General features: G+C 37.1%; 25 protein-coding genes and 1 riboswitch. Of the genes, 17 read left to right on the top strand and 8 right to left on the bottom strand.

Features of this window, described 5'->3' with window-relative positions; genetic code table 11:
* Window positions 1–151 precede the first annotated feature (151 nt).
* The 3 genes from ACQKOG_RS25060 to ACQKOG_RS25050 all read left to right on the top strand — a co-directional run bounded on the left by ACQKOG_RS25060 (window position 152) and on the right by ACQKOG_RS25050 (window position 2,675).
* Window positions 152–1,297, top strand: a complete 1,146-nt coding sequence (locus ACQKOG_RS25060) for a sensor histidine kinase (RefSeq protein ID WP_427448457.1) — start codon at window positions 152–154, stop codon at window positions 1,295–1,297.
* A 16-nt stretch (window positions 1,298–1,313) separates the two neighbouring features.
* A complete protein-coding gene (locus ACQKOG_RS25055) occupies window positions 1,314–1,925 on the top strand; it encodes a response regulator (RefSeq protein WP_370082970.1) in 612 nt (203 codons plus the stop codon).
* A 195-nt stretch (window positions 1,926–2,120) separates the two neighbouring features.
* Entirely contained in the window at window positions 2,121–2,675 is a 555-nt protein-coding gene (locus ACQKOG_RS25050; protein WP_427448451.1) for a methyltransferase, read from the top strand.
* 125 nt (window positions 2,676–2,800) lie between these two features.
* On the opposite strand, the gene ACQKOG_RS25045 is transcribed toward ACQKOG_RS25050, so the two are convergent.
* The 3 genes from ACQKOG_RS25045 to ACQKOG_RS25035 form a co-directional block, all read right to left on the bottom strand.
* Window positions 2,801–3,775, bottom strand: coding sequence for a proline dehydrogenase family protein (locus ACQKOG_RS25045; RefSeq protein ID WP_370082966.1), 975 nt, complete (start codon window positions 3,773–3,775; stop codon window positions 2,801–2,803).
* Between the two features lie 80 nt (window positions 3,776–3,855).
* Window positions 3,856–4,608 carry an ABC transporter permease gene (locus tag ACQKOG_RS25040; protein WP_370082964.1) on the bottom strand — a complete coding sequence of 251 codons (753 nt, stop codon included), beginning with the start codon at window positions 4,606–4,608 and terminating at the stop codon, window positions 3,856–3,858.
* Entirely contained in the window at window positions 4,605–5,336 is a 732-nt protein-coding gene (locus ACQKOG_RS25035) for an ABC transporter ATP-binding protein (RefSeq protein ID WP_370082963.1), read from the bottom strand. Before ACQKOG_RS25035 ends, ACQKOG_RS25040 begins: the two co-directional genes overlap by 4 nt.
* A gap of 110 nt (window positions 5,337–5,446) precedes the next feature.
* Between ACQKOG_RS25035 and ACQKOG_RS25030 the strand changes: the two genes are divergently transcribed.
* Window positions 5,447–5,947, top strand: a complete 501-nt coding sequence (locus tag ACQKOG_RS25030; protein ID WP_370082961.1) for a methylated-DNA--[protein]-cysteine S-methyltransferase — start codon at window positions 5,447–5,449, stop codon at window positions 5,945–5,947.
* Between the two features lie 93 nt (window positions 5,948–6,040).
* On the opposite strand, the gene ACQKOG_RS25025 is transcribed toward ACQKOG_RS25030, so the two are convergent.
* Both ACQKOG_RS25025 and ACQKOG_RS25020 read right to left on the bottom strand, forming a co-directional pair.
* Complete coding sequence (locus ACQKOG_RS25025) at window positions 6,041–7,336, bottom strand: ammonium transporter (protein WP_370082960.1); 1,296 nt, start codon at window positions 7,334–7,336, stop codon at window positions 6,041–6,043.
* A 13-nt stretch (window positions 7,337–7,349) separates the two neighbouring features.
* Window positions 7,350–7,691, bottom strand: coding sequence for a P-II family nitrogen regulator (locus tag ACQKOG_RS25020; RefSeq protein WP_370082959.1), 342 nt, complete (start codon window positions 7,689–7,691; stop codon window positions 7,350–7,352).
* 312 nt (window positions 7,692–8,003) lie between these two features.
* Here ACQKOG_RS25020 and ACQKOG_RS25015 point away from each other — a divergent pair, with 312 nt between their 5' ends.
* The 12 genes from ACQKOG_RS25015 to guaA all read left to right on the top strand — a co-directional run bounded on the left by ACQKOG_RS25015 (window position 8,004) and on the right by guaA (window position 22,006).
* On the top strand, window positions 8,004–9,464 hold the full coding sequence (locus tag ACQKOG_RS25015) for a nicotinate phosphoribosyltransferase (RefSeq protein ID WP_370082958.1): 1,461 nt from the start codon (window positions 8,004–8,006) through the stop codon (window positions 9,462–9,464).
* A 22-nt stretch (window positions 9,465–9,486) separates the two neighbouring features.
* Entirely contained in the window at window positions 9,487–10,311 is an 825-nt protein-coding gene (gene nadE / locus ACQKOG_RS25010) for an ammonia-dependent NAD(+) synthetase (RefSeq protein ID WP_370082957.1), read from the top strand.
* Between the two features lie 528 nt (window positions 10,312–10,839).
* Entirely contained in the window at window positions 10,840–11,160 is a 321-nt protein-coding gene (locus ACQKOG_RS25005) for an NAD synthetase (protein WP_370082956.1), read from the top strand.
* Between the two features lie 556 nt (window positions 11,161–11,716).
* Complete coding sequence (locus ACQKOG_RS25000; RefSeq protein ID WP_427448450.1) at window positions 11,717–12,355, top strand: nitrous oxide reductase accessory protein NosL; 639 nt, start codon at window positions 11,717–11,719, stop codon at window positions 12,353–12,355.
* Window positions 12,356–12,415: 60 nt separating this feature from the next.
* Window positions 12,416–13,687 carry a right-handed parallel beta-helix repeat-containing protein gene (locus tag ACQKOG_RS24995; RefSeq protein WP_370082952.1) on the top strand — a complete coding sequence of 424 codons (1,272 nt, stop codon included), beginning with the start codon at window positions 12,416–12,418 and terminating at the stop codon, window positions 13,685–13,687.
* Window positions 13,684–14,136 carry a nitrous oxide reductase accessory protein NosL gene (locus tag ACQKOG_RS24990; protein WP_370082950.1) on the top strand — a complete coding sequence of 151 codons (453 nt, stop codon included), beginning with the start codon at window positions 13,684–13,686 and terminating at the stop codon, window positions 14,134–14,136. The genes ACQKOG_RS24995 and ACQKOG_RS24990 overlap by 4 nt, the downstream gene beginning before the upstream one ends.
* Window positions 14,136–14,945: an ABC transporter permease gene (locus ACQKOG_RS24985; protein WP_427448456.1), complete on the top strand. Its 810-nt coding sequence runs from the start codon at window positions 14,136–14,138 to the stop codon at window positions 14,943–14,945. The genes ACQKOG_RS24990 and ACQKOG_RS24985 overlap by 1 nt, the downstream gene beginning before the upstream one ends.
* Window positions 14,942–15,622, top strand: coding sequence for an ABC transporter ATP-binding protein (locus ACQKOG_RS24980; protein ID WP_370082948.1), 681 nt, complete (start codon window positions 14,942–14,944; stop codon window positions 15,620–15,622). Before ACQKOG_RS24985 ends, ACQKOG_RS24980 begins: the two co-directional genes overlap by 4 nt.
* 240 nt (window positions 15,623–15,862) lie before the next feature.
* The gene (locus ACQKOG_RS24975) at window positions 15,863–16,807 is read left to right on the top strand and encodes an AAA family ATPase (RefSeq protein WP_370082946.1); all 945 of its coding nucleotides are present in this window, start codon (window positions 15,863–15,865) and stop codon (window positions 16,805–16,807) included.
* Window positions 16,804–17,985: a DUF58 domain-containing protein gene (locus ACQKOG_RS24970; protein ID WP_402874586.1), complete on the top strand. Its 1,182-nt coding sequence runs from the start codon at window positions 16,804–16,806 to the stop codon at window positions 17,983–17,985. Before ACQKOG_RS24975 ends, ACQKOG_RS24970 begins: the two co-directional genes overlap by 4 nt.
* Window positions 17,982–20,168, top strand: coding sequence for a transglutaminase TgpA family protein (locus ACQKOG_RS24965; protein WP_427448449.1), 2,187 nt, complete (start codon window positions 17,982–17,984; stop codon window positions 20,166–20,168). The genes ACQKOG_RS24970 and ACQKOG_RS24965 overlap by 4 nt, the downstream gene beginning before the upstream one ends.
* 35 nt (window positions 20,169–20,203) lie before the next feature.
* Window positions 20,204–20,305: riboswitch (purine riboswitch) on the top strand.
* Window positions 20,306–20,416: 111 nt separating this feature from the next.
* Window positions 20,417–22,006 (top strand): glutamine-hydrolyzing GMP synthase, encoded by a 1,590-nt coding sequence (guaA, locus tag ACQKOG_RS24960; protein ID WP_402874591.1) that lies wholly within the window; start codon window positions 20,417–20,419, stop codon window positions 22,004–22,006.
* Window positions 22,007–22,052: 46 nt separating this feature from the next.
* Here the strand turns inward: guaA and ACQKOG_RS24955 are convergent, their stop codons facing one another.
* Genes ACQKOG_RS24955 through ACQKOG_RS24945 form a run of 3 tightly spaced genes read right to left on the bottom strand, consistent with a single transcriptional unit; the run spans window position 22,053 to window position 23,459 of the window.
* Window positions 22,053–22,595 (bottom strand): DUF7010 family protein, encoded by a 543-nt coding sequence (locus ACQKOG_RS24955; RefSeq protein WP_402874594.1) that lies wholly within the window; start codon window positions 22,593–22,595, stop codon window positions 22,053–22,055.
* Window positions 22,596–22,605: 10 nt separating this feature from the next.
* Entirely contained in the window at window positions 22,606–23,022 is a 417-nt protein-coding gene (locus ACQKOG_RS24950) for a hypothetical protein (RefSeq protein ID WP_402874597.1), read from the bottom strand.
* Window positions 23,019–23,459 carry a LytTR family DNA-binding domain-containing protein gene (locus tag ACQKOG_RS24945; RefSeq protein WP_370082934.1) on the bottom strand — a complete coding sequence of 147 codons (441 nt, stop codon included), beginning with the start codon at window positions 23,457–23,459 and terminating at the stop codon, window positions 23,019–23,021. The genes ACQKOG_RS24950 and ACQKOG_RS24945 overlap by 4 nt, the downstream gene beginning before the upstream one ends.
* 383 nt (window positions 23,460–23,842) lie before the next feature.
* Here ACQKOG_RS24945 and ACQKOG_RS24940 point away from each other — a divergent pair, with 383 nt between their 5' ends.
* Window positions 23,843–24,511 (top strand): MOSC domain-containing protein, encoded by a 669-nt coding sequence (locus tag ACQKOG_RS24940; RefSeq protein WP_427448448.1) that lies wholly within the window; start codon window positions 23,843–23,845, stop codon window positions 24,509–24,511.
* Window positions 24,512–24,750 lie beyond the last annotated feature (239 nt).

Below are 24,750 nucleotides of genomic sequence, written 5' to 3'. Positions count from 1 at the left end.
GGAACGGAAATCCAACATCACGTTATGATAATGAGCCCATTACTACGGGGAATGTTATTATGTGGATAATGCATTAATAACCATGTGCAAGGCATAAAATTAATTTTCTTGTTATAATAAGGGAAAAGTAGGAAAGAGCGTGAGAATTATAATGAGGAAATGGCACAGTATTATTCCGAATAGTCCAATGCTCAGTATATATTTATGGATTATTTTCTGTTTCCTACCGTTTTTCTTCATTTTTAGAAAATCATCGTATATAGAAATATCAGTAGGTATTACATTTTTAATGCTATATTTTATTTTCTATCGGTTTTCCATGAATTCGAAAAACGGTCTTGTTTATATGTGGATTAGCTTTGAAATGGTCATTAATATCGTTATGACCATATTATATGGCTATGTGTATTTATCGATTTTCACAGCTTTCTTCATTGGAAATATTCGTAAACCTGTTGGCTTCTATATTATGTATGGACTACATATTGGCTTTACGGTTATCTCTACGGGTGTTGGCTTTTTCGTTGAGCTACACTTGTTTTTATCACAACTACCATTTGTTGTTTTAACGATTCTAGCGATTGTGCTACTTCCACTAACGATTTATGCAAAAAATAAACGCGAAAATTTAGAGGGGCAGCTTGAGACTGCTAATGAACGAATAGCTGAGTTAATTGTTTTTGAGGAACGCCAACGTATTGCACGGGATTTACATGATACTCTCGGCCAAAAGTTATCGATGATAGGCTTAAAAAGCGACTTAGCTTCAAGATTAATTGAACGTGATCCACAACAAGCTCTAACAGAGATTAAGGATATTCGTCAAACGGCAAGTATCGCATTAAAAGAGGTACGTGAATTAGTATCGGATATGCGAACAGCTAGGTTTGAGGACGAGCTTATGCGTATTTCTCAAATATTAAAGGCTGCTGAAATGGAGTTTGTATTTGAAGGTGATAAAGATACTTTACAAGTTCCGCCACTTGTGGAGAATGTATTATCCATGTGCTTAAAAGAGGCAGTTAATAATGTTGTTAAGCATAGTGGTGCTACAAAATGTGAAATTGCTTTCCATCAAAATTTTAAGGAAGTATATTTAGTTGTTCGTGATAATGGGCAAGGAATCACCAAAAAGCAAGCTTGGAAAACGGGTAACGGTTTAAAGGGAATGCGAGAACGGTTAGAGTTTATAAACGGTTCTTTTAAAATCGAGAGTGAAGTAGGCACTACATTAACAGTGTCGATTCCAGTGGCGATTACGCATCAGAAGGTCAAAGGAAATCTGAAGAACATATAGAAAAGAGGATTGCGACATGATACGAATTGTAATTGCTGAAGATCAGGGTATGCTACTAGGCGCACTGCGTTCATTACTTAGTATGGAGGATGATATGGAGGTCGTTGGATTAGCAAAAAATGGTGAAGAAGCATTGGCGCTTGTTGAAGAGCATCAGCCTGATATTTGTATTATGGATATTGAAATGCCTGTGAAAACAGGATTGGATGCTGCCGAGGAACTGCATTGCACAGGTTCTGATTGTAAAGTGATTATATTAACGACATTTGCAAGGCCGGGTTATTTTGAACGTGCAAGAAAATCTAGCGTTCGTGGCTATTTACTAAAGGATAGTCCGATAGAAGAATTGGTCAGTGCCATTCGTACAATTATGGACGGCAAAAGAATATATGCGCCTGAACTCGTTGATTTTGTCTATGAGGATGATAGTGAAAATCCTTTAACTGACCGAGAGAGCCAAGTACTGACACTTGTTGCAGAAGGAAAGACGACAAAAGAAATTGCTGCAGAATTATTTTTATCGGCAGGGACTGTCCGCAACTACATTTCCACTATTTTAGAAAAATTAAATGTTGGGAATCGTATAGAAGCCATTGCACGCTTTAAAGAAAAAGGATGGAATAAATAAATAGCTTAAGAACCTATCATGAATATCCTTATACCTAAGAAAGTGTTTGGAATAAAAATAGACAAAAGGCATTGAATTATTTAAATTCAGTGCCTTTTGTCATTTAAAAAATATATTAGCATATTGTATATTTAGACTACTAATGATAAAATTTAGAAAACAGTAATCATTTTAATGGGAAGGATGGAAATAATTATGAACAAAATTATGAAAGTAACTTCAACAGCATTATTAGCAACAACATTTGTCGTTACTAGCGCATATCCTTCAGCCGTTTTTGCTGCAAGCAACGATATGGTTGATCCAGTAGTTGAGACAGAGACATCTATCCCATTACAAAGTAATATGGATCTAGCTGTTCAGGCGGCATTAGTCGGTCCTGAAGTTAAAAAATTAAATGTACTAGGTCATGAATTTAATGTAAAACCAGCTTCTATTTCGAAAAAGAATGATCTAACAGTTGTAAATGGGCAAATATCCCATCACTTAAGCTGGCGTCCGGATGATCAATTGTACTACCGTATTGATATAGAAAATGGAGAAGTAAAGCAAGTAGAGATTAAAATTGACCGTGGAGGTTGGACAAGTTTATCTGCTCCATTTCTTGCTACATTAGCAGAGAAGAATGATATCCCGGTTACGCTTGAAATGATACAAGAACTTGGGCAAAAATTAGGTAGTTTTATTGATGGTAAATGGGAATATGCAGCAGAAGCAATTGTTTCAACTATTGCTTTACATGTTGAATAATATAAAACTTTAATCAGTGGGGGGCTTTTTTCATCCCCACTGATTATTTTTATGACACGCAGAGTTTGAAAATCCACAACTAAAGCCAGAAGCATATTTAATTAAGCTTCTGGCTTTATGTGACCTTATTTTTTGCGTTTTGTTAAACGTCCAAGAACGAATGCACCTGCTGCTACAGCAAGGACTGTGTTCGTTTTTTTCGTAAATACTTGTTTAGTAACAAGATTAAGATTTTGAGGACGCTCCGCTAAACGGCGCATAAAGTAGCCGTACCAATCTTCGCCGAATGGTACATATACACAGAAGTTATAGCCTTCTTTTGCAAGCTCTTTTTGCATATCTGTACGGAAGCCGTAAAGCATTTGGAATTCGAATTTATCAAGTGGAATATTATTGTCAGCTACAAAACGTTTTACGTGCGCAATAACATTATGGTCATGTGTTGCGATAGACGTAAACTTACCATGTAGTAAATGATATTCGATTAACTCGATGAAATTTAAATCAATATCTAATTTATCTTGGAAAGCAACCTCTGCAGGCTCTTTATAAGCACCTTTTACGATACGAAGGCGATAGTCGTTGAATTTTTCGATATCGTCCTTAGCACGGTAAAAGTAAGATTGGATAACAGTACCTACATTATTAAATGTTTTGGATAGCTCTTGGACCATATCAAAGGATGTTTGTAAACGACCATAGTCTTCCATGTCAAAGTTAACGAATATATCATATGCTGCTGCTTTTTCTACAATCTCATATAAATTATCGTAGCAAAAATCAACATCAATATCTAAACCTAATTGAGATGGCTTTAACGAAATATGTGCATCAACGCCGTTTTCATGAATAGCCTCAATAACAGCAAGGATTTGCTCTTTAGCTTTTGTTGCTTCTTCTTCAGTTGAAACAAATTCCCCTAAATTATCTACTGTGCAAGAGATTTTATGTGCGTTAAGCTCTTTGATGCTCGCAATCGTTTCTTCAATATTTGTACCAGCTACTACACTTTGTGCTCCTAATTTTAGTCCGTATTTTTTTGCAGCACTATTTAATAGTTGGTTTTCAGATAAATGGATGAAAAAATCGCGTAATAACATGGTCATTCTCCTCACTGCATTTCTTTTTTTTCTATATTATAGCACAATTTAGAAAATAAATATTGTTTTTACTATAACAATTATTTCACTTCAAGTAGTTGCATGCGCTCATTAAAAAGTGCAGGATAGCTTAAAAAACCTATCATAATGCTTGATAATGTCGCTGCTGTTAGCAGGGCGAAAATGATTAATAGTTGGAATTGCACCGCTTGAATAGGATCTGCTCCGCCGATTATTTGGCCACTCATCATACCTGGTAATTGAACAAGACCAATTGTTTTTTGGCTTTCTATTGTAGGAATCATACTGGCCTTTATCGCATTCATTAGCTGTCGATGAATAGCCTGTTTTGGTGTGCCGCCAAGCGATAACATTAACTCAATTTCGTTCTGATGACTTGCAATTTCCGATGTAAAACGGTTTAAAAATAGAACCGATAATACCATTGAATTACCAATCATCATGCCGCTAATTGGAATAATATACTGTGCTGTTGCAGGTACAATATCAAAACCAAGCAATACTCCTTGCGTAACAAATTCTACTACAATAAGAGTTAGCGCTATTTTCCATGTAATACCTTTAATACCTTTCCCTTTTTTACGAGCATTTAGTGTTGCTACTATAACCATTAAAGAAACCATAAGGAAAATATAAATATAGCTTTGAGCATCAAAGACAAATTTTAAAATGTAACCGACAGCAAGTAGTTGAATAATAGAACGAATAGTAGCGATGAGTGTATCTTTTTCAAGTCCTAGCTTTAAAGTTTTTGACAATAGAAGAGGAATTAAAACAAAAATTAACGTTAAGGAAAGAGAAGTATACGTCATACATTCACCCCCTGTACAAATTCAGCGACACGTGGATTTTTAGGTGCGTTAAGTAAGGAGCTTTTTCCTGTTTCAATTAGTTCTCCGTCCATCATGACCCAAGTATAGTGTCCGATTGTCAGCGCTTGCTGTAAATTATGAGTGATCCAAATGATTGTGACGTTAAACTTTTTATTAATTGTAGTAATAAGTGTCTCAATTTCCTTCACGGATTGACGGTCTAGTGCAGATGTGATTTCATCTAGCAATAAAATGGAGGACTGATTAATAAGTGTTCTTGCAATAGAGACTTTTTGTCGTTGTCCACCTGATAATTTATTCGTAGGGCGTTGTAAAAAGCTTTGATCTAGTCCAACGTCTTGTAAATATTGGATAGCTTCTTGCTCTGTAAGCTTTGCTCCTTGTAACGAACGAGGGAGTGCAAGATTGTCAAATACAGTTCCTTCTATCATAGGGGCCGCTTGAAGAGCCATACTCACATACCTTCTTAAAGCGGTTGGCTCGTAAGTAGAAATGTTTTGATTATCAATTAATATTTGACCATCTGTAGGAGATAATAGTCCATTGCACAATTTGAGTAGAGTTGTTTTGCCAGCACCTGAAGGGCCGACTAATGTGGTGATTTTTCCTTTTGGGAATGAACCAGTAAGCGATTTTAATATCATTTTGTCATTCGATGAAAAGGTGACCTGTTTAAAGTGAATGGCAGGCTCATATGAAGTATTCATAAAGTTAAAACTCCTTTATACTAATAGGTAAAATAACTGTAGCATGAAACAAAGGGAAGCTAAAGTCATTTACAGGCAGTGTGTAGTAATTAAGTAAAGGGGGATAGAGAATGGATGTATTATATGTAGATACATTAACATATGCACAAGGTGATATGTATATCGTTGCTTCAGATGAAGGTCTTGTGTATATAGGGACACCGAATGCATCATTTGAAGAGGTAGAAGTGTGGGCGAAAAAGCCATTTAAAGGCTATCGCTTTGAAGAGAATAAAGAAAAGTTACAGCGATATGTTAAGCAATTAAAGGCTTATTTTAATAAAGAGCTTACAGAATTTGATGTGCCAGTACATGTCAAAGGGACACAATTTCAACTAGCAGTATGGAATGCATTGAAGGAGCTACCATATGGTACAACGACAACGTACTCAGACATTGCACACCGAATTGGTAATCCGAAAGCAGTAAGAGCTGTAGGCAGTGCAATCGGTGCCAACCCGATATTAGCAATTATTCCTTGTCATCGTGTAATTGGAAAAGATGGTAAGCTAACAGGCTTTCGTAGTGGACTAGCTATGAAAGAATTTTTACTGGAGCTAGAAAGAGCTTAAAATAAGAATCTGCATAACCTGTTGGGAAACAGCTCGCCAAAGGGATTGCAGATTCTTGTTTTTTGTATTAAAGAAACAGAAGTTTATTGAACACTATATATGTTCCTCGTGGACATTGTTATTTGTTTTACCGAAATGAGTTAAACGTTGGGCAAATGTTTCTCCTCGTACGGCAGAGCCTTTGAAGATATCCTGAAACTCATAAGCCGGAGCACCATGTTCGGTGACATCTAGGCCAGTGACTTCTTCTTCAGCAGAAACACGTAAGGGTACAAATGCTTTTATAATAAGTAAACCAGTTGCTACTGAAATGCTAACCCAGGCAATTGTAGCAATAACCCCTACGGCTTGCACTCCTAATAGGCCAAAACCTCCCCCGTAAAATAATCCTTGACCACCAATATCAAACAAACCAACTGCTAGAGTACCCCAAATACCACAGATACCATGGACAGCGATCGCACCAACAGGATCATCGACTTTTAATTTCCATTCAATAAAGCGGACACCCTCGACCAATAATGGAGCAGCAATTAATCCGATACTGATTGAACCGACAATACTAACATTAGCGGCACCAGCGGTAATACTTACAAGCCCTGCTAAAGCACCGTTTAATGTGAGTGAGCCATCGATATGGCCATATCGAAATTTAGTATAAAGGGCAGTAACCACAACTCCTGCAGCAGCAGCGAAAAATGTATTTGCGATTACGCTAGGAACAAGTTTAGGGTCAGCGGCTAATGTTGAAGCGCCATTGAAGCCAAACCAACCAAACCAAAGTAAAAAAACGCCTAAAGCTCCTAATGGAATACTATGTCCTGTAATAACGTTAACACGACCGTTTTCATATTTACCGAGACGTGGACCGACCATTACCGCAGCTACAAATGCCGCAACTGCACCTGTTAAATGAACAACGGTAGATCCAGCAAAATCGATAAAACCAAGATTTGTTAACCAACCTTGGCCACTCCAAACCCAATGACCAACAACAGGATAAACAAATGATGACATAAGAATAATAACTCCGATATAAGCAAAAATATTAGTACGTTCTGCTACTGCTCCTGATAAAATCGTTGCTCCAGTTGCTGCAAACATCGTTTGGAAAATAAAGAAGGAAAGATCATTTACACCATTTAAGGCAAAGCCACTTGAACCGAAGATGCCACCAGCCGTATCACCAAACATAATAGCGTAACCACAAAGAAAATAGACAATACCGCCAAGTGAAATAGTTAGGAAGTTTTTCATAATAATATTGACTGCGTTTTTTGAGCGTGTAAAGCCAGCTTCAACCATCGCAAATCCTGCATGCATAAAGAAGACTAAAATTGTACCGAGCATCATCCAAACTAAATTTATAGATAATGTTATTTCATCCATATATATCGCCCCCTTATTCTACTGCAATTGATCCGACTTCTTTTGTGCGGATACGAATTGCTTGTTCTACTGGATAAATGAATATTTTACCATCACCGACCTTGCCGGTTACTGCCTTACGTAACAAAACATCAACAATAGGATCTACTTTTTCATCATCAACAATCATTTCTAATTTCAACTTCGGTAAAAATTCAATTTCGTAGGTATTTCCGCGAAATAAACCTGTACGCCCTAATTGACGACCGCAGCCAGCAATTTCTGTAATACTGAGCCCTGCGATACCTTCCTGTGCAAGTCCGTCTCTGACAGCGCCGAAAACTTCGGGGCGGATGATTGCTTCTATTTTTTTCATCAATATCAGCTCCTTGAGTAAATTTAATTTACATGTTAAAACGCTATGAAAAACTGCGCAATATTTTTCTGAATGTTCATGTTATGTTTTATCACAGGGTATATTTCGTCTTTCGTAATAGTTTGCTGAAAAGGTTTTTAAAAGGGGAATGAAAGCGGTACTAAAAAATGTGTCTAAAATATGTACGATTCGAAATTTTCTGATTATTCATGTGAGGAAATCTAACATTAAAGTAGGATGATGTAATACGCAAGAATTTGGGTATATAGTGTATACTAGGACTAATTATCAAAGCGGAAGAAGGGGTTTCTTGTGAGATCAAACTATGCAGATGATAGCTTAGCGCTACACACGGACTTGTACCAAATCAATATGGCAGAATCATATTGGGCTGATGGTATACATAATAGAAAAGCAGTTTTCGAACTATATTTTAGAAAATTACCTTTTGGCAATGGTTATGCGATTTTTGCGGGGTTAGAGAGAATTCTTGAATATTTACGTGATTTTCGTTTTACTGATTCGGACATAACGTATTTACGTAAAGAGGTTGGTTATAAAGAGGATTTTATCGAGTATATAAAAAATATTCGCTTTACAGGGGATATGTATTCTATGGTGGAAGGAGAAACTGTTTTCGCTAATGAACCAATTATTCGCATTGAAGCGCCTTTAGTGGAGGCGCAACTAATTGAAACCGCATTACTTAACATTGTGAATTACCAAACTTTGATTGCAACAAAGGCTAGTCGTATTAAACAAATTATAAAAAATGAAGTGGCGATGGAGTTCGGCACACGACGTGCTCAGGAGATGGACGCAGCAATTTGGGGAACTCGTGCGGCGTTTATTGGTGGTTTTGCTTCAACTAGTAATGTTCGAGCAGGTAAACTCTTTAATATACCAGTATCAGGTACACATGCACATGCACTTGTACAGGCCTATAAAAATGATTATGATGCTTTTCATTCCTATGCAAAACGTCATCGTGATTGCGTATTCCTTGTAGATACTTACAATACGTTAAAATCGGGTGTGCCAACAGCGATTCAAGTGGCTAAAGAGCTTGGTGACAAAATTAATTTTATTGGAATTCGTTTAGACAGTGGGGATATAGCTTTCTTGTCAAAAGAAGCGCGTCGTATGTTAGATGAGGCAGGCTTCCAGAACGCTAAAATTATCGTATCAAATGACTTAGATGAATACACGATCTTAAACTTAAAAGCTCAAGGTGCAAAAGTTGATGCGTGGGGAATTGGTACAAAGCTCATTACTGCATATGACCAACCAGCTTTAGGGGCTGTTTATAAAATGGTCGCTATTGAAAATAACGATGGGCAATTAGAAGATACGATAAAAATTTCAGCGAATGCTGAAAAGGTAACGACGCCAGGTCTTAAAAATGTATATCGCATTATTGATAGAAAGAATGGTAAGGCCGAGGGAGATTACATTACGATGCAAGATGAAAATCCTCAATCAGAGAAAAAAATTAAAATGTTCCACCCTGTTCATACATTCGTATCAAAATTTGTAACAAACTTTGAAGCTAAGGATTTACATCATCATGTGATTAAAAATGGAGAAATACATTATCAAAATCCTACTTTGGAAGAAATGCGTGATTATGCAGCTAATAATTTAGAATTGTTATGGGATGAATATAAACGTGCCATGAATCCTGAGGAATACCCAGTCGATTTAAGCCAAAAATGCTGGAATAATAAAATGCGTAATATTGAAGAAGTAAGTGAAATGGTCAATCGATTGTAAAGCGTAAGGAGTGAAGGACAAAATGACATTACAGCAAGAAATCATTAAGGAATTACGTGTGTTACCTACTATTAATGAACAGGAAGAGATTCGCAAATCCATTGATTTTTTAAAGGAATATGCGCGTCGCTATAGCTTTGTAAAGGGATTTGTTCTTGGGATATCAGGTGGTCAAGACTCCACGTTAACTGGAAAATTAACGCAGCTTGCAGTTGATGAATTAAATGCCGAGGTGGGAGAAGCGAAGTACTCATTTTGGGCTGTTCGTTTACCATATGGTGTGCAAGTGGATGAAAAGGATTGTCAGGATGCGATTGACTATATAAAACCTACGAAGACTTATGCGGTCAACATTAAAGATGCAGTCGATGCAAGTGTTAGAGCATTAACGAATGCAGGTATTGAACTAAGCGATTTTTCCAAAGGGAACGAAAAGGCACGTGAGCGAATGAAGGTGCAGTATTCTATTGCTGCTATGAATAATGCTGTTGTGCTAGGGACCGATCATGCTGCGGAGGCAATTACAGGTTTTTACACAAAATTTGGGGATGGTGGTGCGGATTTAATGCCAATCTTCCGTCTCAACAAGCGTCAGGGTAAGCAGTTACTAGCTGCGCTTGATTGCCCGGAGCATTTATATTTAAAGGTACCAACTGCGGATTTAGAGGAAGATCGACCTTCATTACCAGATGAAGTAGCTCTTGGTTTAACGTATGACCAAATTGATGATTATTTGGAGGGGAAGGAAATCCCTGAAGATGCTCGTAAAACATTAGAAGGGCACTATTTACGTTCACAGCACAAACGTCATATGCCAATTACAATATTTGATGATTTTTGGAAGTGATATTTATAAGGTTCATCACTTAAAGATAAATGATAATTATTGAAAAATATCCCATTGCATATAAGTTGATTGGAGTGGAGGCTAGGCGACTCCTTGGGGATCAGCAATAGAGGAACGAAGGCTAAAACCATCACGTCCTGTGATAACGCCTTCGTGACCAGCATCGTGCTGGCCCGAGACCCTGGAGCGAGCAGATAGGGGAACGAAGGCTAAAAGCATCACATCCTGTGATAACGCCTTCGTGACCAACATCGTGTTGGCCCAAGCGGCTCATCGTACGCCCCCAGGAAGCTTTGCTCTGTGCGAAAGCGAAGCGTCAGCAACAAAGCGCCCAGCCGGAACGGAAATCAACCCCACGCTATGAGTAATATTTAGGAAAAGAGTTATGAGAAAAAGTGGAAAATATTTTTTCTTATAGCTCTTTTCTATTTTTTTTAAGCAATTTGGTTCTGTATTATTAAGTTCAAGCATATAATGTCGATATATATACCTACAAAGTTGATAAAAAGTAAAGGAGGGTAATTATATATGAGGACTTCTAGAGTAAGTTCGACGACTAGTAGTATATTTCGTAACGAACAACAGTATTTACATGCTGGGGATTTAAGTCATAATTTTGGACAAAATCCGAAACGACAGTTTAAAAATAGTCTGCAAAAGAATAAAGATAAAAAGAATATCGGTAAAACTAGACAAATTCAGCAGCAACGTCCTAATAATATAGCAGCTAGTTATGTGGACAGTGCTTACAATTTACAAATACGCAATGAATTAAATGAAACTGCCGTTAAGTTAAGTCTTGTCAGCAAGCAAAAGAAGCTTCTCAATAGTTACCGTTCTTCTATATAACATCGTAAATCAAACTCTCTACATCATTCTGGATGTAGAGAGTTTTTTTAGACTTTAAATGAGTATGATTTCCGTTTCAAGCTATACCTTTTCCTGTAGACCAAGAAATCATTTGTTGTTTCGCTTCGTTAGCACTACGCTTCGCACAAAAAACATCTTGTTGCTGTCGCTTCGTTAGCACTACGCTTTCGCGAAAAAAACATCTGTTGGCCCGAGACCCTGGAGCGAGCAACGCGAGTGAAGCGGCTCATCGGACGCCCCCAGGAAGCTCTGCTCTGCGCGAAAGCGAAGCGTCAGCGGCAAAGCGCCCAGTCGGAACGGAAATCAACCCCTTGTTGTGCCGAAGAGCTATTAATAGGACCTTAATTAATCCTGAATATAAGTTGTAGAAAATGGAAATAATATATTTTTTATTCAAAATATTTGAAGTCAAGATGTTCAATGAATATTCAAGGTAATTTTTCCAATACTTCACAGCGATTTTTAACTTATTTCACAACTTACCTGTAAAGTATGTAATAGAAACAGAAAAAACGAAATAATGGGGGAAGCAATTGTGAAAAAAATATGGTTACCTGCATTTGCAGCATTACTTTTACTCGCGGCGTGTGGTACAGAAAAAGATCAAGTTAAGAAAGAAGAGTCTAAGCAAGATGTTACAACAAGTGAAGCAGAAGCAAAGGATAAAACTACACAAGTCGCTTCTTTAGTGGATCCGCGTTTACAAGAACCAAAAGAAGGTACAATGTGTGAAATGTGTAATATGAAAGTGTATTTGAAAGACGAAGATATGGGTGAATTCTCTACTCAAGCAATAAAAGAGGATGGGACAATTGCCTTTTATGATGACATAGGTTGTTTAGTAAATGCCGAGGTTGCAAATAATGAAAAGAACGAAAAATTTGTACGTGATCATATCACAAAAGATTGGGTAAAGGTTGAAGATGCAACGATCGTTAAAACCGACCTAAAATCTCCGATGAATTGGGGATATATTTATTTCAAAGATAAAGCTGATGCAGACAAATATATCGCTAACAATCCAACTGCACATGTAGAGGAATTACAAAAAATTAAAGACGATGCATTAGAGCGTCGTAATAAGAAAATGAAAGAAAAAGCTGAAAAAGAAGCCAAAGGTGAATCTGATTCTATGCATATGGAAGAAAAGAAACCTGATGGTCATGGTCATTAATCGAATGGACTAGGGGAAATTCCTCTAGTCTTTTCGTGCTGAACTGGGAGGTAAGGATTGGTGAAAAAAATAGGGTTTGCCTTATTATTTTTTCTATTTATGAGTCAGACAGTGCACGCCGATTTTAATGTACAGGAAGCCATTAATGTAGCAAAGCCTGGGGAGGTCGTTCATATTCCTGCTGGTCGTTACCAAGGTAATTTTATTGTGACAAAACCGATAACACTACAAGGTGAAGAGGGAACGGAACTTATCGGCGAAAGAGGCAACCCTACACTCCGAATTGAAAACACTGCTAATGTCACTGTGGAAAATATAACGTTATCAGGGAAAAATAAAGCGATTGTAGCCAGTACTGTAGATGGACTTGAGTTACGTAAGTTACAAATTAAAGATGTTCATACAGGTGTCCATATACAACTTTCCAAAAATGTACACATACATGATATCAATGTGACTGGTATCGAAGGTCATTATTCCAAAAAAGGTAATGGGGTGGCTATTTATAAGAGTGAGGACATTACCATCGAAGGCAATACTGTTGAGCAAGTGCAGGACGGAATTTATGTAGAAGAGGTAAAGCATATTGTTGTTCAACGTAATAAGGTGACGAGCAGTCGTTACGGTACACACTTTATGTATACGAGTGATGTTGAAGCACTTTTCAATACATATGCTCAGAATGTGACTGGCCTTATGATTATGATGACAACAGATATATTCCTTGAGAATAATATAGTAGCTAATCATTTTGATTTTAATGGCTACGGTATGCTGCTGTATGATGTACAGCAAGCCAAAATTAAACATAACACGATTAAAAATAACCGAACTGGTGTGGCAATGCAGAAAAGTTCAAATATCCGAATTGAAACAAATGATTTTCAGATGAACCAAACAGCCATTGAAGGTACAAAGGTAAGTGACGACACAATGGCTAGTAGTAATAACTTTACAGGTAACATTTTAACTGCGCGCTCCGATAAGCAAGGCTTTCGACTAGTAAATAATTATTATGATGATTACTCAGGGATTGACTTAAAAGACAATGGTATCGGTGATATTCCATATGTGGCTGTGTCGAGCTTTGGTCAATGGATGGTACGCCAGCCTGTTTACCAATATTTCGTGGCATCTCCGAGCGTCATTTTATTGACATCGCTGGATCAGCAAATTAATAAAACTGAAAAGAATATGCTTGTTGATAATACTCCCAAATTGGCGATGAAGCATGTGAACGAGAAGGCCAAGATGAATGTGGTGCAAATGCTAGTAGGTTTATTCTTGACATTAAGTAGTTTATGGCTATGGAAAAGAGGAATAACAGAATGAAAAAATGGATGATGATTGTAATGCTATGTTGCGGTGCTTTGATGGGCTGTAGTGAAAAAACATATGAGCCTCGTGAAATAGTTAGTGAAACCGATGTTTGTAAAATTTGCAATATGAGTATAGTTCACAATGCATATGCTGGTCAGATTGCGTTGAAGAATGGTGATTATGAAATTTTTGATGATATCGGCTGTCTAATGGAATATATAGAAGCGAATGGGGAAGCTGAGATTGGAGCAGCCTTTATTAAAGATGCAGCAAAAAATGAATGGATTGACGTTTTTAACGCTGTGTATGTATACAACAAGGATTATTGGACTCCGATGAATTATGGGGTAGTTGCGCTTGATTCGAAGGAAGCGGCACAGGAGTGGATGACTAAAGAGGGAGAAGGTCAGCTGCTAGCCTATAAGGATTTACATGACTTTAAATGGGGGATCCATAAGTGATGTATAGTATGTTTATTAAACTAGAATTAAAGCAAATGCTTAGAAGTCGTTGGATGCAACTTGTAGGCATACTTTTCACATTCGTTTTTACAGCTATCATTGTTATACAGCAAATGGCATTACCAGATGTAGAGGGTTTTACAAGACAGACAGCCTCGTTTTTAAATGTATTGTTGTTTTTATTGCCTCTGTTTATTTTAACGATCGGTAGTATGAGTATCGCAGGTGATGTGGAATCAGGCTGGTTTTCATTATTAAAGACATATCCGATGACGCGTACGCAGTATATTGCAGGAAAGTTTATTGCCTCTGTGCTTGCCTTTTTATTAGTCGTTGTCGTGGCATTTGGCGTAATTTTAGCACTTGGTGGATTTCTTGGCGGAGTGCGTTTGCCAGTTATTTTCATTATTCTAACTTTGCTATGTATCTTCATTTTTGTGTCATTGGCTATTGCCGTAGGAGCTTTTGCAAAAACAAGATTATTTGCACTGTCGTTATCACTTGTCTTTTGGTCCATTTTTTTATTGCTAATTTCTTACGCTTTAATGGCTATTGGAACGATCGTGGCGGGGCATATTCTTCAAAAACTGACGATTATAGCGATACATATTAATCCTGTGGAGTGGCTGCGCTTTGGTTACTTTATTTTTACAGATCAGGCTAGTGTGCTCGGACCTGCATTTTATAAAGTAACGCAGTTTTATTCGTCACCACTAGGTTACGCAGTCTACGTAGCTGTGACATTGCTTTGGATAGTATGTCCGCTAGCTTACACTAGCTTGCTTTTAAAGAAAGGGGAAAGAAGATGATGCTTTTAGAAACAAAGAAGTTATCGAATATCTATGATAATAATAGAGGTCTTCATGAAGCCTCCTTTTCTTTACAGGCGGGGCGTATTCTAGCGCTTGTAGGAGGAAATGGTGCTGGAAAGAGTACTTTAATTCGCCTGCTAACTGGGCAAGAAAAGCAAAAATCTGGAGAAATAATATGGCATAAACCACAAGCTATTCGATATATGCCTGATGATGTGGACTTTCCGTCTATGTTAACAGCGGCAGAAATTTTGCAGCTACTTGCCTCTTTAAAGAAAATTAGCAAAAAGGAACAGGAAGATGTACTGAGACGCGTAGCTTTATGGGATGTTCGAAAACAAAAAGTGAAGCATTTCTCAAAGGGGATGCGTCAACGGCTTAATCTCGCTCAAAGTTTGCTTGGTGAGGGTTCTTTGCTTATTTTAGATGAGCCTACGAATGGTCTTGATCCTTTTTGGATTGCGGAGCTGAAAAAAATGATGCTAGAGGAAAAAGCAAGGGGCTGTACTGTAATTTTTTCTACGCATTTGCTTGCTTTTGCGGAGGAAGTAGCGGACGATGTGTTAGTTTTACATGAAGGAAATATCCTTTTTTCTGGTGAATTAGAGGAAATACTTTTACAAGAAAATTCATCTTCGTTAGAGAATTTATGGTTAAAAAAATTAAATCTGTAACATTTTGATAGGTAATGACGTTATACTAAAAGATAGGTTTGTTTGAATTGTATTCAGACAAGCCTTCTTTTTCATGCTGAAGTATTATTATTTTTTTCGCTAAGTGCTCGAGCTATAGGGATGAGGCAATAGATGAATGTTTCATACTAATTGTGTTACTAAACATATTTCGTTATTCTTAAAGAAGTTGTCATGCAATTCAAATAATTGCTGGAATTGAAATAGGAGGTTTTTTGATTTATGAATTCACAAATACAAGGTGTATTAGAAAATATAGAAAAAGTAATGATAGGCAAAAGAGAGGTTGCAGAGCTCAGCATAGTAGCTTTGCTGGCAAGGGGGCATGTCTTGCTTGAGGACGTACCAGGTGTCGGTAAAACGATGATGGTGCGAGCGCTGGCAAAATCCTTTGATGCACAGTTTAAAAGGATTCAATTTACACCTGATTTATTACCGTCTGATGTTGTAGGAGTATCTATTTATAATCCAAAAACGTTGGAATTTGAGTTTCGACCTGGTCCGATTATGGGGGATGTCATTTTAGCTGATGAAATTAACCGTACGTCTCCAAAAACACAATCTGCTTTACTTGAGGGGATGGAGGAAGCATCTGTCACGATTGATGGTAAAACCTTAACAATCAATCAACCATTTTTCGTTATGGCCACTCAAAATCCAATTGAGCATGAAGGAACATATCCGTTACCAGAAGCACAGCTGGATCGTTTCTTACTGAAAATAAAAATGGGCTATCCTTCAAGAGGTCAAGAAGTAGAAATACTTCGTCGTGCTGAACATGGTAAACCAATTGAAAAAATTGAAGCGGTGCTAACAGCTGCGCAATTAAATGAATTGCAGGAGCTTGTACAGGGTGTGTATGTTGAAGATTCGGTCAAAAACTATATGGTCGAACTAGCGACTCAAACAAGGGAAAATAGCTATATATATTTAGGCGTAAGTCCTCGCGCAACGATTGCTTTAATGAAAGCTTCACAAGCTTATGCATTTATAAAAGGGCGTAGCTATGTTACACCTGATGATGTTCAATATTTAGTACCATTTGTTTTTAGCCATCGTCTAGTATTAAAACCAGATGCCCGTTACGATAACGTTACGGCAGAGGAAATTATTGAGCGAATTATTGCGAAAACACCTGTGCCGACAAAGAGGTTTGCTGAGCAATGAAGAAATGGCGAGCTTTAATAGAAAAAAGTAAACATTTCTTATTAGTATCTTTGTTAATGATCATAACGTTTTGTTATGCCATGTTCCAAGGTGGGTTTGTCAGCTGGTTTGTGTTTTTTACAGTTAGTCCGTTTTTGTTATACGCATTTATTTTCTTACTGGTGAAAGAAGATATTTTACTAGTGGAACGCAAAATTGAGCCATCCCATGTAGAGAGTGGACAATCTGCTAAGGTTACCATTACGGTGGAACGAAAAACACGCTTTCCGTTTGCTTATATGATGATGGAGGAACTTGTGAACAGTGAAGCCCTTGTTCAATCGAGGGTGCAAGGAACGAATAGCATTAAGTTCGTTGGCTTCGGGAAAAAATTTAGCTGGGATTACGTGTTGGAAAATATGTCCCGTGGCGAGCATCGTTACTTAGGTGTTAATATTGTTTTCTGTGATTTTTTTGGCTGGGCAAAAAAGAAAGTTGCGGCAGAAAAGGAACAAGTCATTTTAGTTTACCCGAGAGTACGTGAGATGAAGTATGCCGCGCTTCAAACAAAATTTGATGTTGGTACAATGATGTCACCTTATTCAATTGTTAAGGATACATCCATGGCTGTTGGCTTACGTGAGTATGTTCCAGGTGACCGTTTTTCGTGGATTCACTGGAAATCATTTGCGAAAACACAAACATTGCAATCTAAGGAATTTGAAGATCGTCAATCGCAGGAGTTAATGTTGGTACTTCATGCTGGAAAATCTCCGTTATTTGAAGAAAAAATTGAGCTTGTAGCTTCGATGCTACAAACAATTGTCGGAGAACGTGGAGATATTTCATTTGTTTCAGCTGGTTCGAAAACGAAGGTCTTTCCGATTATCCAAGGTAATAAGCAGCTAGATCAAGTAATGCATCATTTAGCTGCTATAAAACCTGCTGAAACGGTCAAATTTCAATTACGAGAGCAGCAAGTGTTTAAGCATGTTGCAACATTACTATATGTTACGAGTGAAGTATCAGATGAATTACTTTATTCTCTAGCCAATATGGTGAAAAGCTGTATTTGTTTTGTAGTAGCAGAGCAGCCACCTATGCAATCAGAGTTGGCGAAGCGTTATAGGCAAATTAAAGTTGTACATGTAAATCCAACAGATTATTACCATCTGTTCACGGAGGTGATGAAGCCGTGAAAAAATCACTAGGAAATTTTATAGAATTAGCAATAGCATACGTAATAATTTTTCTGATTTTACGTGAATGGCTTATTCCTGTAATGCAGCTGACAAATACAGGCTTGGTTCATTTGTTTTTAGTGTTTATCGGTCTAGCATTGATACTCAGCTTATTTCAAATACATCCATTATTATCGGGATTAGTGAAATTTAGTTATATTACTTGGTTTATAGTGTTTGTTTATAGTGAAAGTCCCTTTTTTTCAGGACAGACAATACCATTTCTAATGCATGAATGGAAATGGAATATGACGACCATTCTTTCGGGCGATTTTGGACAAGTATCGGATACATTTAGAACGGTGCTATTCCTTGCGCTTATTTGGATGTTAATATACCTAATTCATCACTGGATAACTGTGCGGAAAAATATATTCTATTTCTTCGCGTTAACGGTATTCTTTATTGCCACACTAGATACGTTTAGTGACTATGATGGAAAGGTAGCAATTGTTAAAGTACTTGTACTTGGATTAATAATGACAGGCTTGCTTTTTGTTAAAAGCTTATGGCTTCAAACAGATGCACCGAGCAATGTAATAGGAAAGTGGAAACTGGTTATTCCGATGATCGTTTCGGTAATGCTTGTTAGTTCAGTGGCATTCTTTTTACCTAAGACAGGACCGACCTGGGCTGATCCAGTGCCTTTTATTAAAGGGGTTGCAGGGCAAGGGGGCTATGGAACAGGTGCAAAAACAGTTGGTTACAGCGAGGATGATAGCCGATTAGGAGGACCGTTTCAAGGTGATAATACACTAATTTTTACTGCAACTTCTCGTGATCGCCATTATTGGCGTATAGATACAAAGGATACTTATACTTCGAAGGGCTGGATTCTTTCGGAGGGGAACTTTGGTAAAAATGTTTACCAAACTAATAGCCCTATCCAAACTTCGTTACAAGTTGGATCTCGAGAAAAAGAACGTCAAATTCAAATAGACATTGCTACTCCAATGCCATTTTTATTGCAAACGTATGGCATGATATCTGTTACTGCCCAAGATTCACCGCTGTTTATTCAGGATGAACACACTGAAAAAATAGCAATAGAACAACAGAATGGTGAATCGAAATTGTTATCTAACTATACGATTTCTTATAGTGAGCCAGAATATAGCATGAAGCAGCTTCAAATGTCTAAAGCATCCACGGTAGAAACATTAGATCCTTCCTTTAACCGTTTTTTACAATTGCCAAATACACTTCCGCCACGTGTCGTGAATTTAGCGAAAGAAATCACACACGATAAGGCTTCAGTATATGATCAAATAAAAGCAGTTGAAAGTTATTTTTCATCTCATGGCTTTAGATACGATAAAAAAGAAGTAGCAATTCCGGCTGAGGGTCAAGATTATGTTGATCAGTTTTTATTTGATACTAAAATTGGCTACTGTGATAATTTCTCAACATCAATGGTTGTCCTCCTACGTTCGGCGGGGATACCCGCACGTTGGGTGAAAGGCTTTGCACCAGGCAAGCCAGGTCGAATAACAGATGGTTTACAGGAGTATCAAATTACAAATGATAATGCACACTCATGGGTCGAAGCATATGTACCTGGAACAGGCTGGATGGAGTTTGAACCGACAATTGGATTTTCTAGAAATATCAATATCAATTATGATATTGAGCAAGACACTCCTCAGCAGGAGCAAGTACTGCAACCAGAAAAAAAACAAGAGCAACCAAAGAAGGAAGAGCAAGAGCCGAAGAAAGAAAAAGCTAGCTCAACGTCGTTTAGTTTTGATTCTGTTTGGACATGGATGAAAAAGCTTACTTATGTATGGATTGCTCTAGGCATTTTGATGATCATCGGTGGCATTGCTTTGTTTATGCAACGTAAAACGTGGATACCTAAAATGCAAGTACGAGCATTTCGTAATAAAGAAGCGGACTGGACAAATTTTGATGCTTCATATCATGTTTTAACGAAGCAATTATCTCGTATTGGATTACGCCGAAAAGATGGCGAAACATTACGTGCATTTGCTACAAGAGTAGATGAGTCGCTAGAGACGGAAGAGATGCAAAAACTGACTGCAGTATATGAACAACATATTTATGGCAAAGATAAACAAGAGGTTGATTTTATGAAACTGAAAGAAAGTTGGGAAAATTTAATCAATCGCACTATCAGTTGATTTTGATGGGTACAAAGAGTAAAATGAAAAAAATTATATATGATGAGGATTGCTTTCATATAAGTTCGATAATAAGGTTCGGATGTTTCTACGAAATCACCGTAAATGATTTCTCTATGAAGGTGAATGTTTTGGTTAGGTGAGAAGGTTAGTAAATCACTTTTCTTTGCTACGCATTCGCCTTTATAAATTAGAGCTTATGAACGCGTAGGAAGTTTTTACTTTCATACGCGTTTTTCTTTGAACATATGAAAAGTCCTTTAAAAATAGTAGAAGAGGTGGAAATATTGTCAGCAAACCCTTTATTAGAGCAAGAAAAAATCGTCGTTCTTGATTTCGGTAGCCAATTTAACCAATTGATTACGCGTCGTATCCGTGAGTTTGGTGTTTTCAGTGAGTTACATCCTCATACGATTACAGCAGAAGAAATTAAAGGTATGAACGCAACAGGTATTATTTTTTCAGGTGGTCCAAACTCAGTTTATGATGAAAATGCCTTCCATGTAGACCCAGCTATTTTCGAATTAGGCTTACCAATCCTAGGTATTTGCTATGGTATGCAATTAATGGCACATACGCAAGGTGGTAAAGTTGAAGGTGCTGAAACACGTGAATATGGTAAAGCGGAAATTAAAGTAACAGCTTCAAACAAGTTATTCGGTAACTTACCAACTGAACAAATCGTTTGGATGAGCCACGGTGACCATGTAACTGAAGTTCCTGCTGGTTTTGAAGTAATCGCAACAAGTGCTGCTTGCCCGATCTCTGCAATGGCAAATGTTGAACGTAAACTATATGCAGTACAATTCCACCCGGAAGTACGTCACTCTGTATACGGTAACGACTTATTACGTCAGTTCGTCTTCGACATTTGTGGAGCAAAAGGCGATTGGTCAATGGCTAACTTCATTGAACTTGAAATCGCAAAAATCCGCGAAATAGTAGGCGACAAAAAAGTATTATGTGCACTTTCTGGCGGTGTAGACTCATCAGTTGTTGCTGTTCTAATTCATAAAGCAATTGGCGACCAACTAACTTGTATGTTCGTTGACCACAACTTAAACCGTAAAGGTGAAGTTGAGCAAGTTATGAAAACATTCACAGAAGACTTCGACATGAATCTTATTAAAATTGATGCACGTCAACGTTTCATGGATAAACTTGCAGGCGTTTCTGACCCAGAACAAAAACGTAAAATTATCGGTAACGAATTTATTTACGTATTCGATGAAGAAGCAGCTAAACTTGAAGGAATGGACTTCCTAGCACAAGGTACGCTTTACACAGATATCATTGAATCTGGAACATCAACTGCACAAACTATTAAATCTCACCATAATGTTGGTGGTCTTCCAGAAGACATGCAATTCAAATTAATTGAGCCACTTAACACATTATTTAAAGACGAAGTGCGCGCACTAGGATTAGAGCTTGGCCTTGACGAAAAAATCGTTTGGCGTCAACCATTCCCAGGTCCAGGTCTAGGTATCCGTGTACTTGGTGAAGTAACAGAAGAAAAACTAGAAATCGTACGTGAATCTGATTTCATCTTACGTGAAGAAATCGCAAAAGCTGGTCTTGATCGCGACATCTGGCAATACTTCACGGTATTACCTGACATCCGTTCAGTTGGCGTAATGGGCGATGCGCGTACGTATGACTACGCAATCGGTATCCGTGCGGTAACATCTATCGACGGTATGACTTCTGACTGGGCACGCATTCCTTGGGATGTATTAGAGAAAATCTCTGTTCGCCTAGTAAACGAAGTAAAACACGTTAACCGCGTGCTGTACGATATTACATCTAAGCCACCTGCAACTATCGAGTGGGAATAATCCCCTTATTTGATTTCGAATAAAAAGCTAGTCTGATTTTTTCAGACTAGCTTTTAATTTCTTTTTTTAGCATTAAAAATAAGAAAAGCACACCAATTTCTACGATTAACGAGACAAAAATAACATTTAAATGGAAGAAAATTATACTTATCAAAATAGCTATACAAATAAATATTGAACTATATCGATAATTTTTTGATTGATAAAAGAATGAATACGGTAATAAATGTGCACCGTAAATAATTGCGTATACAGGTAAGACCCACATAGGTGCTTTAAGTAATAGAAGAATACAAATAATTAAATATAAAATTTGATTGTTTGTTGCAATCAATAGTCCATTAATCAATGGATTTTCTTTATAAAATAAATCAACATTTAATATTTTGGCACAAAGAATTGAAACAGGAAACAGCAATGCACCACAAGATAAAATACCAATATTTTTTATCATTAAATCTAAAGGCAGCAACGCGATTATTGTGATAACTCCCCAAATAAATATTGAGGCCATTATAAAAGGCAGCCCCTTCTTTTGTTTCTGTGCAATATCGTTTAATAGTACTTGTAAGCTAGTATTGAGGTTCATTTCAGTCTCCTTAATTTTCAAGCGATCTATTCAAACTATCCGCTATTTTTTTATTTTCATATTTTGAGAAAAAATAAAATCCGATGATATGACCAATCAACGTTATCACTAAAATTAGCAATAAATAAGGTTTGATAATTGCAAATGCTTTCAGTGAAAAAAGATATACACTTCCTAAGCAACAGAAGAAATTCAAAAAAGTACTAATAGTAATTTTAGATGTTACTTTTAATGTTGAGTAATTCCACAAATATGGATAAGCTATACCAAAAACAATCCCCATCAGAACACTAATACCAATTAAATTCCAAATGTAAAGAAAGTTGACTGTTTCTTCGTGAAGATTAAAAATAGTAATTAAGAAAACAATCCAAATCAACCCCAAAAATGAAACGTATAAAAAGCTATTTTTTAAGTCTTTTATCATATCAATTTCTCCTTAATAGATTTTGCATAATGTCTACTGACAATATACTTATTTTGTTGTTTTGTAATAACTTCCAATCTAGCGTGACTTCCCGAAGCAAATGAGCGTATTTGCTTCAAATTCAAAATCATTGAATTATTGATTCTAACCAATCCGAAAGACTCCAAGTAAGATAATTCTTTTAAAATCTTATTCAACAATAGCTCTGTACCATCTATTAAAAAGACTTTGCTAAAATGACCAGATGCTTCAATTACTTCGATGTCATTGAGTTCAATCATAACCTGCCGATTTGTTTTGAAATCTGTTGCGCTTAATGTTATAGATTGAAAAAAATGCTGCTCAATTGTAGAAAGCAATTCTTTATTCGATGGATTACTGATAATCTCAATTTCAGAAGATGATTGATTGTTTTTCCAAATGTAGTTGAATTTCATGTGGATCTCCTTTCTGTTTTAATCGTAGCAACACTTCTCAGAACTTACGATGATTTTTCGTTTTGTTGCAAAAAAAATAGGCTTTGTTACAGATTTTCCAAACAGGAAAGCCCAATCCTTCAGGTGTGGGATGAGTGTGAGGTCGGATATGGAGTGCCGAAAGGTTTGTGGTGCTTCAAGTATCAGAAAATTCCACTCTTTTTTGTATATGAGTGTATGTTTTTATGGAATTAGGGATTGGGAAAGTAGAGGATATTAAGCTGCAATATATTACAGACCTTGAAATTCTTTCTTTAAGGATAATACTTTCGAAGCGTTAGGTATAGTAAACTAATGAATATAAATAGGACTCTATGTAGTTGTTTAGTTTAGGGGGGACAGAAATGGAAAAAAATATAGCGATGATTCACACACTTGCTATTGGTATGCCGAAAGAGTTGCATTATAGTAATGGGCGCTCAATGATTACAGGGATTGAAAAACGAAAAGTACAAGAAGTATATTTGTCCGTTCGTGGATTTGAGGGGGACGATGTAGCAGATAAAAAACATCATGGCGGTCCTGACCGTGCCGTTTGTTTATATCCTGCGGAGCATTACATACAATGGGAACAGGAACTTGGTAAACCGTTGCCGACAGCAGCATTCGGTGAAAACTTAACAGTAACGAATATGTTGGAAGCGGAAATTTGCATTGGTGATATTTATAAAATAGGTGATGCTGTCATCCAAGTTACCCAAGGACGTGTACCTTGTAGTACGATTGATAAATATACTGAGGCGAACATATTACTCAAACGTTTAATTGAAACAGGTTATACAGGCTTCCTTGCTCGTGTACTGGAAGAAGGGACAATCTGTGCAGATTCAAAAATTGAATTAGTGGAAAAGCACCCTGAACGAATTTCAATTTTACATTGCAATGAAGTGTATTTTAAAAACAAAGATGCACTTGCGATGAAACGTATACAAGCAGTTGATGCATTAGCGGAAGATTGGAAACAAAAATTAGCAAAAAGAATTCAGCTTTTGCAAAGTAAAGTGATGAATTAAATATATGTAGATCAAGGGAGCTTTCTTGTAATTGATGTAATCAATTATGCCTCGGCATAATTGCGTGCGGAATCAGCTTTGTGTTTAGGCCTGCATATGTTTTTTGTGCGAAAGCGCAGTGTTAACGTAGCGACAGCAACAGATGTTTTTTGTGCGAAAGCGCAGTGTTAACGTAGCGACAGCAACAGATGTTTTTTGTGCGAAAGCGCAGTGTTAACGTAGCGACAGCAACAGATGTA

The organism is Lysinibacillus sp. NPDC093216 (assembly GCF_050280325.1).
In the GTDB taxonomy this organism is placed as follows: Bacteria; Bacillota; Bacilli; order Bacillales_A; family Planococcaceae; genus Lysinibacillus.
This window is presented reverse-complemented; position numbering and strand designations above follow the sequence as displayed.

Coding starts and splice junctions, on each gene's coding strand:
- ACQKOG_RS25025 (WP_370082960.1), bottom strand. CDS start 7,336: ATGGATGAAATAACATTATCTATAAATTTAGTTTGGATGATGCTCGGT.
- ACQKOG_RS25060 (WP_427448457.1), top strand. CDS start 152: ATGAGGAAATGGCACAGTATTATTCCGAATAGTCCAATGCTCAGTATA.
- ACQKOG_RS25005 (WP_370082956.1), top strand. CDS start 10,840: ATGAGGACTTCTAGAGTAAGTTCGACGACTAGTAGTATATTTCGTAAC.
- ACQKOG_RS25020 (WP_370082959.1), bottom strand. CDS start 7,691: ATGAAAAAAATAGAAGCAATCATCCGCCCCGAAGTTTTCGGCGCTGTC.
- ACQKOG_RS24970 (WP_402874586.1), top strand. CDS start 16,804: ATGAAGAAATGGCGAGCTTTAATAGAAAAAAGTAAACATTTCTTATTA.
- ACQKOG_RS24955 (WP_402874594.1), bottom strand. CDS start 22,595: ATGAACCTCAATACTAGCTTACAAGTACTATTAAACGATATTGCACAG.
- ACQKOG_RS24980 (WP_370082948.1), top strand. CDS start 14,942: ATGATGCTTTTAGAAACAAAGAAGTTATCGAATATCTATGATAATAAT.
- ACQKOG_RS25050 (WP_427448451.1), top strand. CDS start 2,121: ATGAACAAAATTATGAAAGTAACTTCAACAGCATTATTAGCAACAACA.
- ACQKOG_RS24975 (WP_370082946.1), top strand. CDS start 15,863: ATGAATTCACAAATACAAGGTGTATTAGAAAATATAGAAAAAGTAATG.
- nadE (WP_370082957.1), top strand. CDS start 9,487: ATGACATTACAGCAAGAAATCATTAAGGAATTACGTGTGTTACCTACT.
- ACQKOG_RS24950 (WP_402874597.1), bottom strand. CDS start 23,022: ATGATAAAAGACTTAAAAAATAGCTTTTTATACGTTTCATTTTTGGGG.
- ACQKOG_RS25040 (WP_370082964.1), bottom strand. CDS start 4,608: ATGACGTATACTTCTCTTTCCTTAACGTTAATTTTTGTTTTAATTCCT.
- guaA (WP_402874591.1), top strand. CDS start 20,417: ATGAAAAGTCCTTTAAAAATAGTAGAAGAGGTGGAAATATTGTCAGCA.
- ACQKOG_RS25045 (WP_370082966.1), bottom strand. CDS start 3,775: ATGTTATTACGCGATTTTTTCATCCATTTATCTGAAAACCAACTATTA.
- ACQKOG_RS24990 (WP_370082950.1), top strand. CDS start 13,684: ATGAAAAAATGGATGATGATTGTAATGCTATGTTGCGGTGCTTTGATG.
- ACQKOG_RS24945 (WP_370082934.1), bottom strand. CDS start 23,459: ATGAAATTCAACTACATTTGGAAAAACAATCAATCATCTTCTGAAATT.
- ACQKOG_RS24940 (WP_427448448.1), top strand. CDS start 23,843: ATGGAAAAAAATATAGCGATGATTCACACACTTGCTATTGGTATGCCG.
- ACQKOG_RS25035 (WP_370082963.1), bottom strand. CDS start 5,336: ATGAATACTTCATATGAGCCTGCCATTCACTTTAAACAGGTCACCTTT.
- ACQKOG_RS25055 (WP_370082970.1), top strand. CDS start 1,314: ATGATACGAATTGTAATTGCTGAAGATCAGGGTATGCTACTAGGCGCA.
- ACQKOG_RS24985 (WP_427448456.1), top strand. CDS start 14,136: ATGTATAGTATGTTTATTAAACTAGAATTAAAGCAAATGCTTAGAAGT.
- ACQKOG_RS25030 (WP_370082961.1), top strand. CDS start 5,447: ATGGATGTATTATATGTAGATACATTAACATATGCACAAGGTGATATG.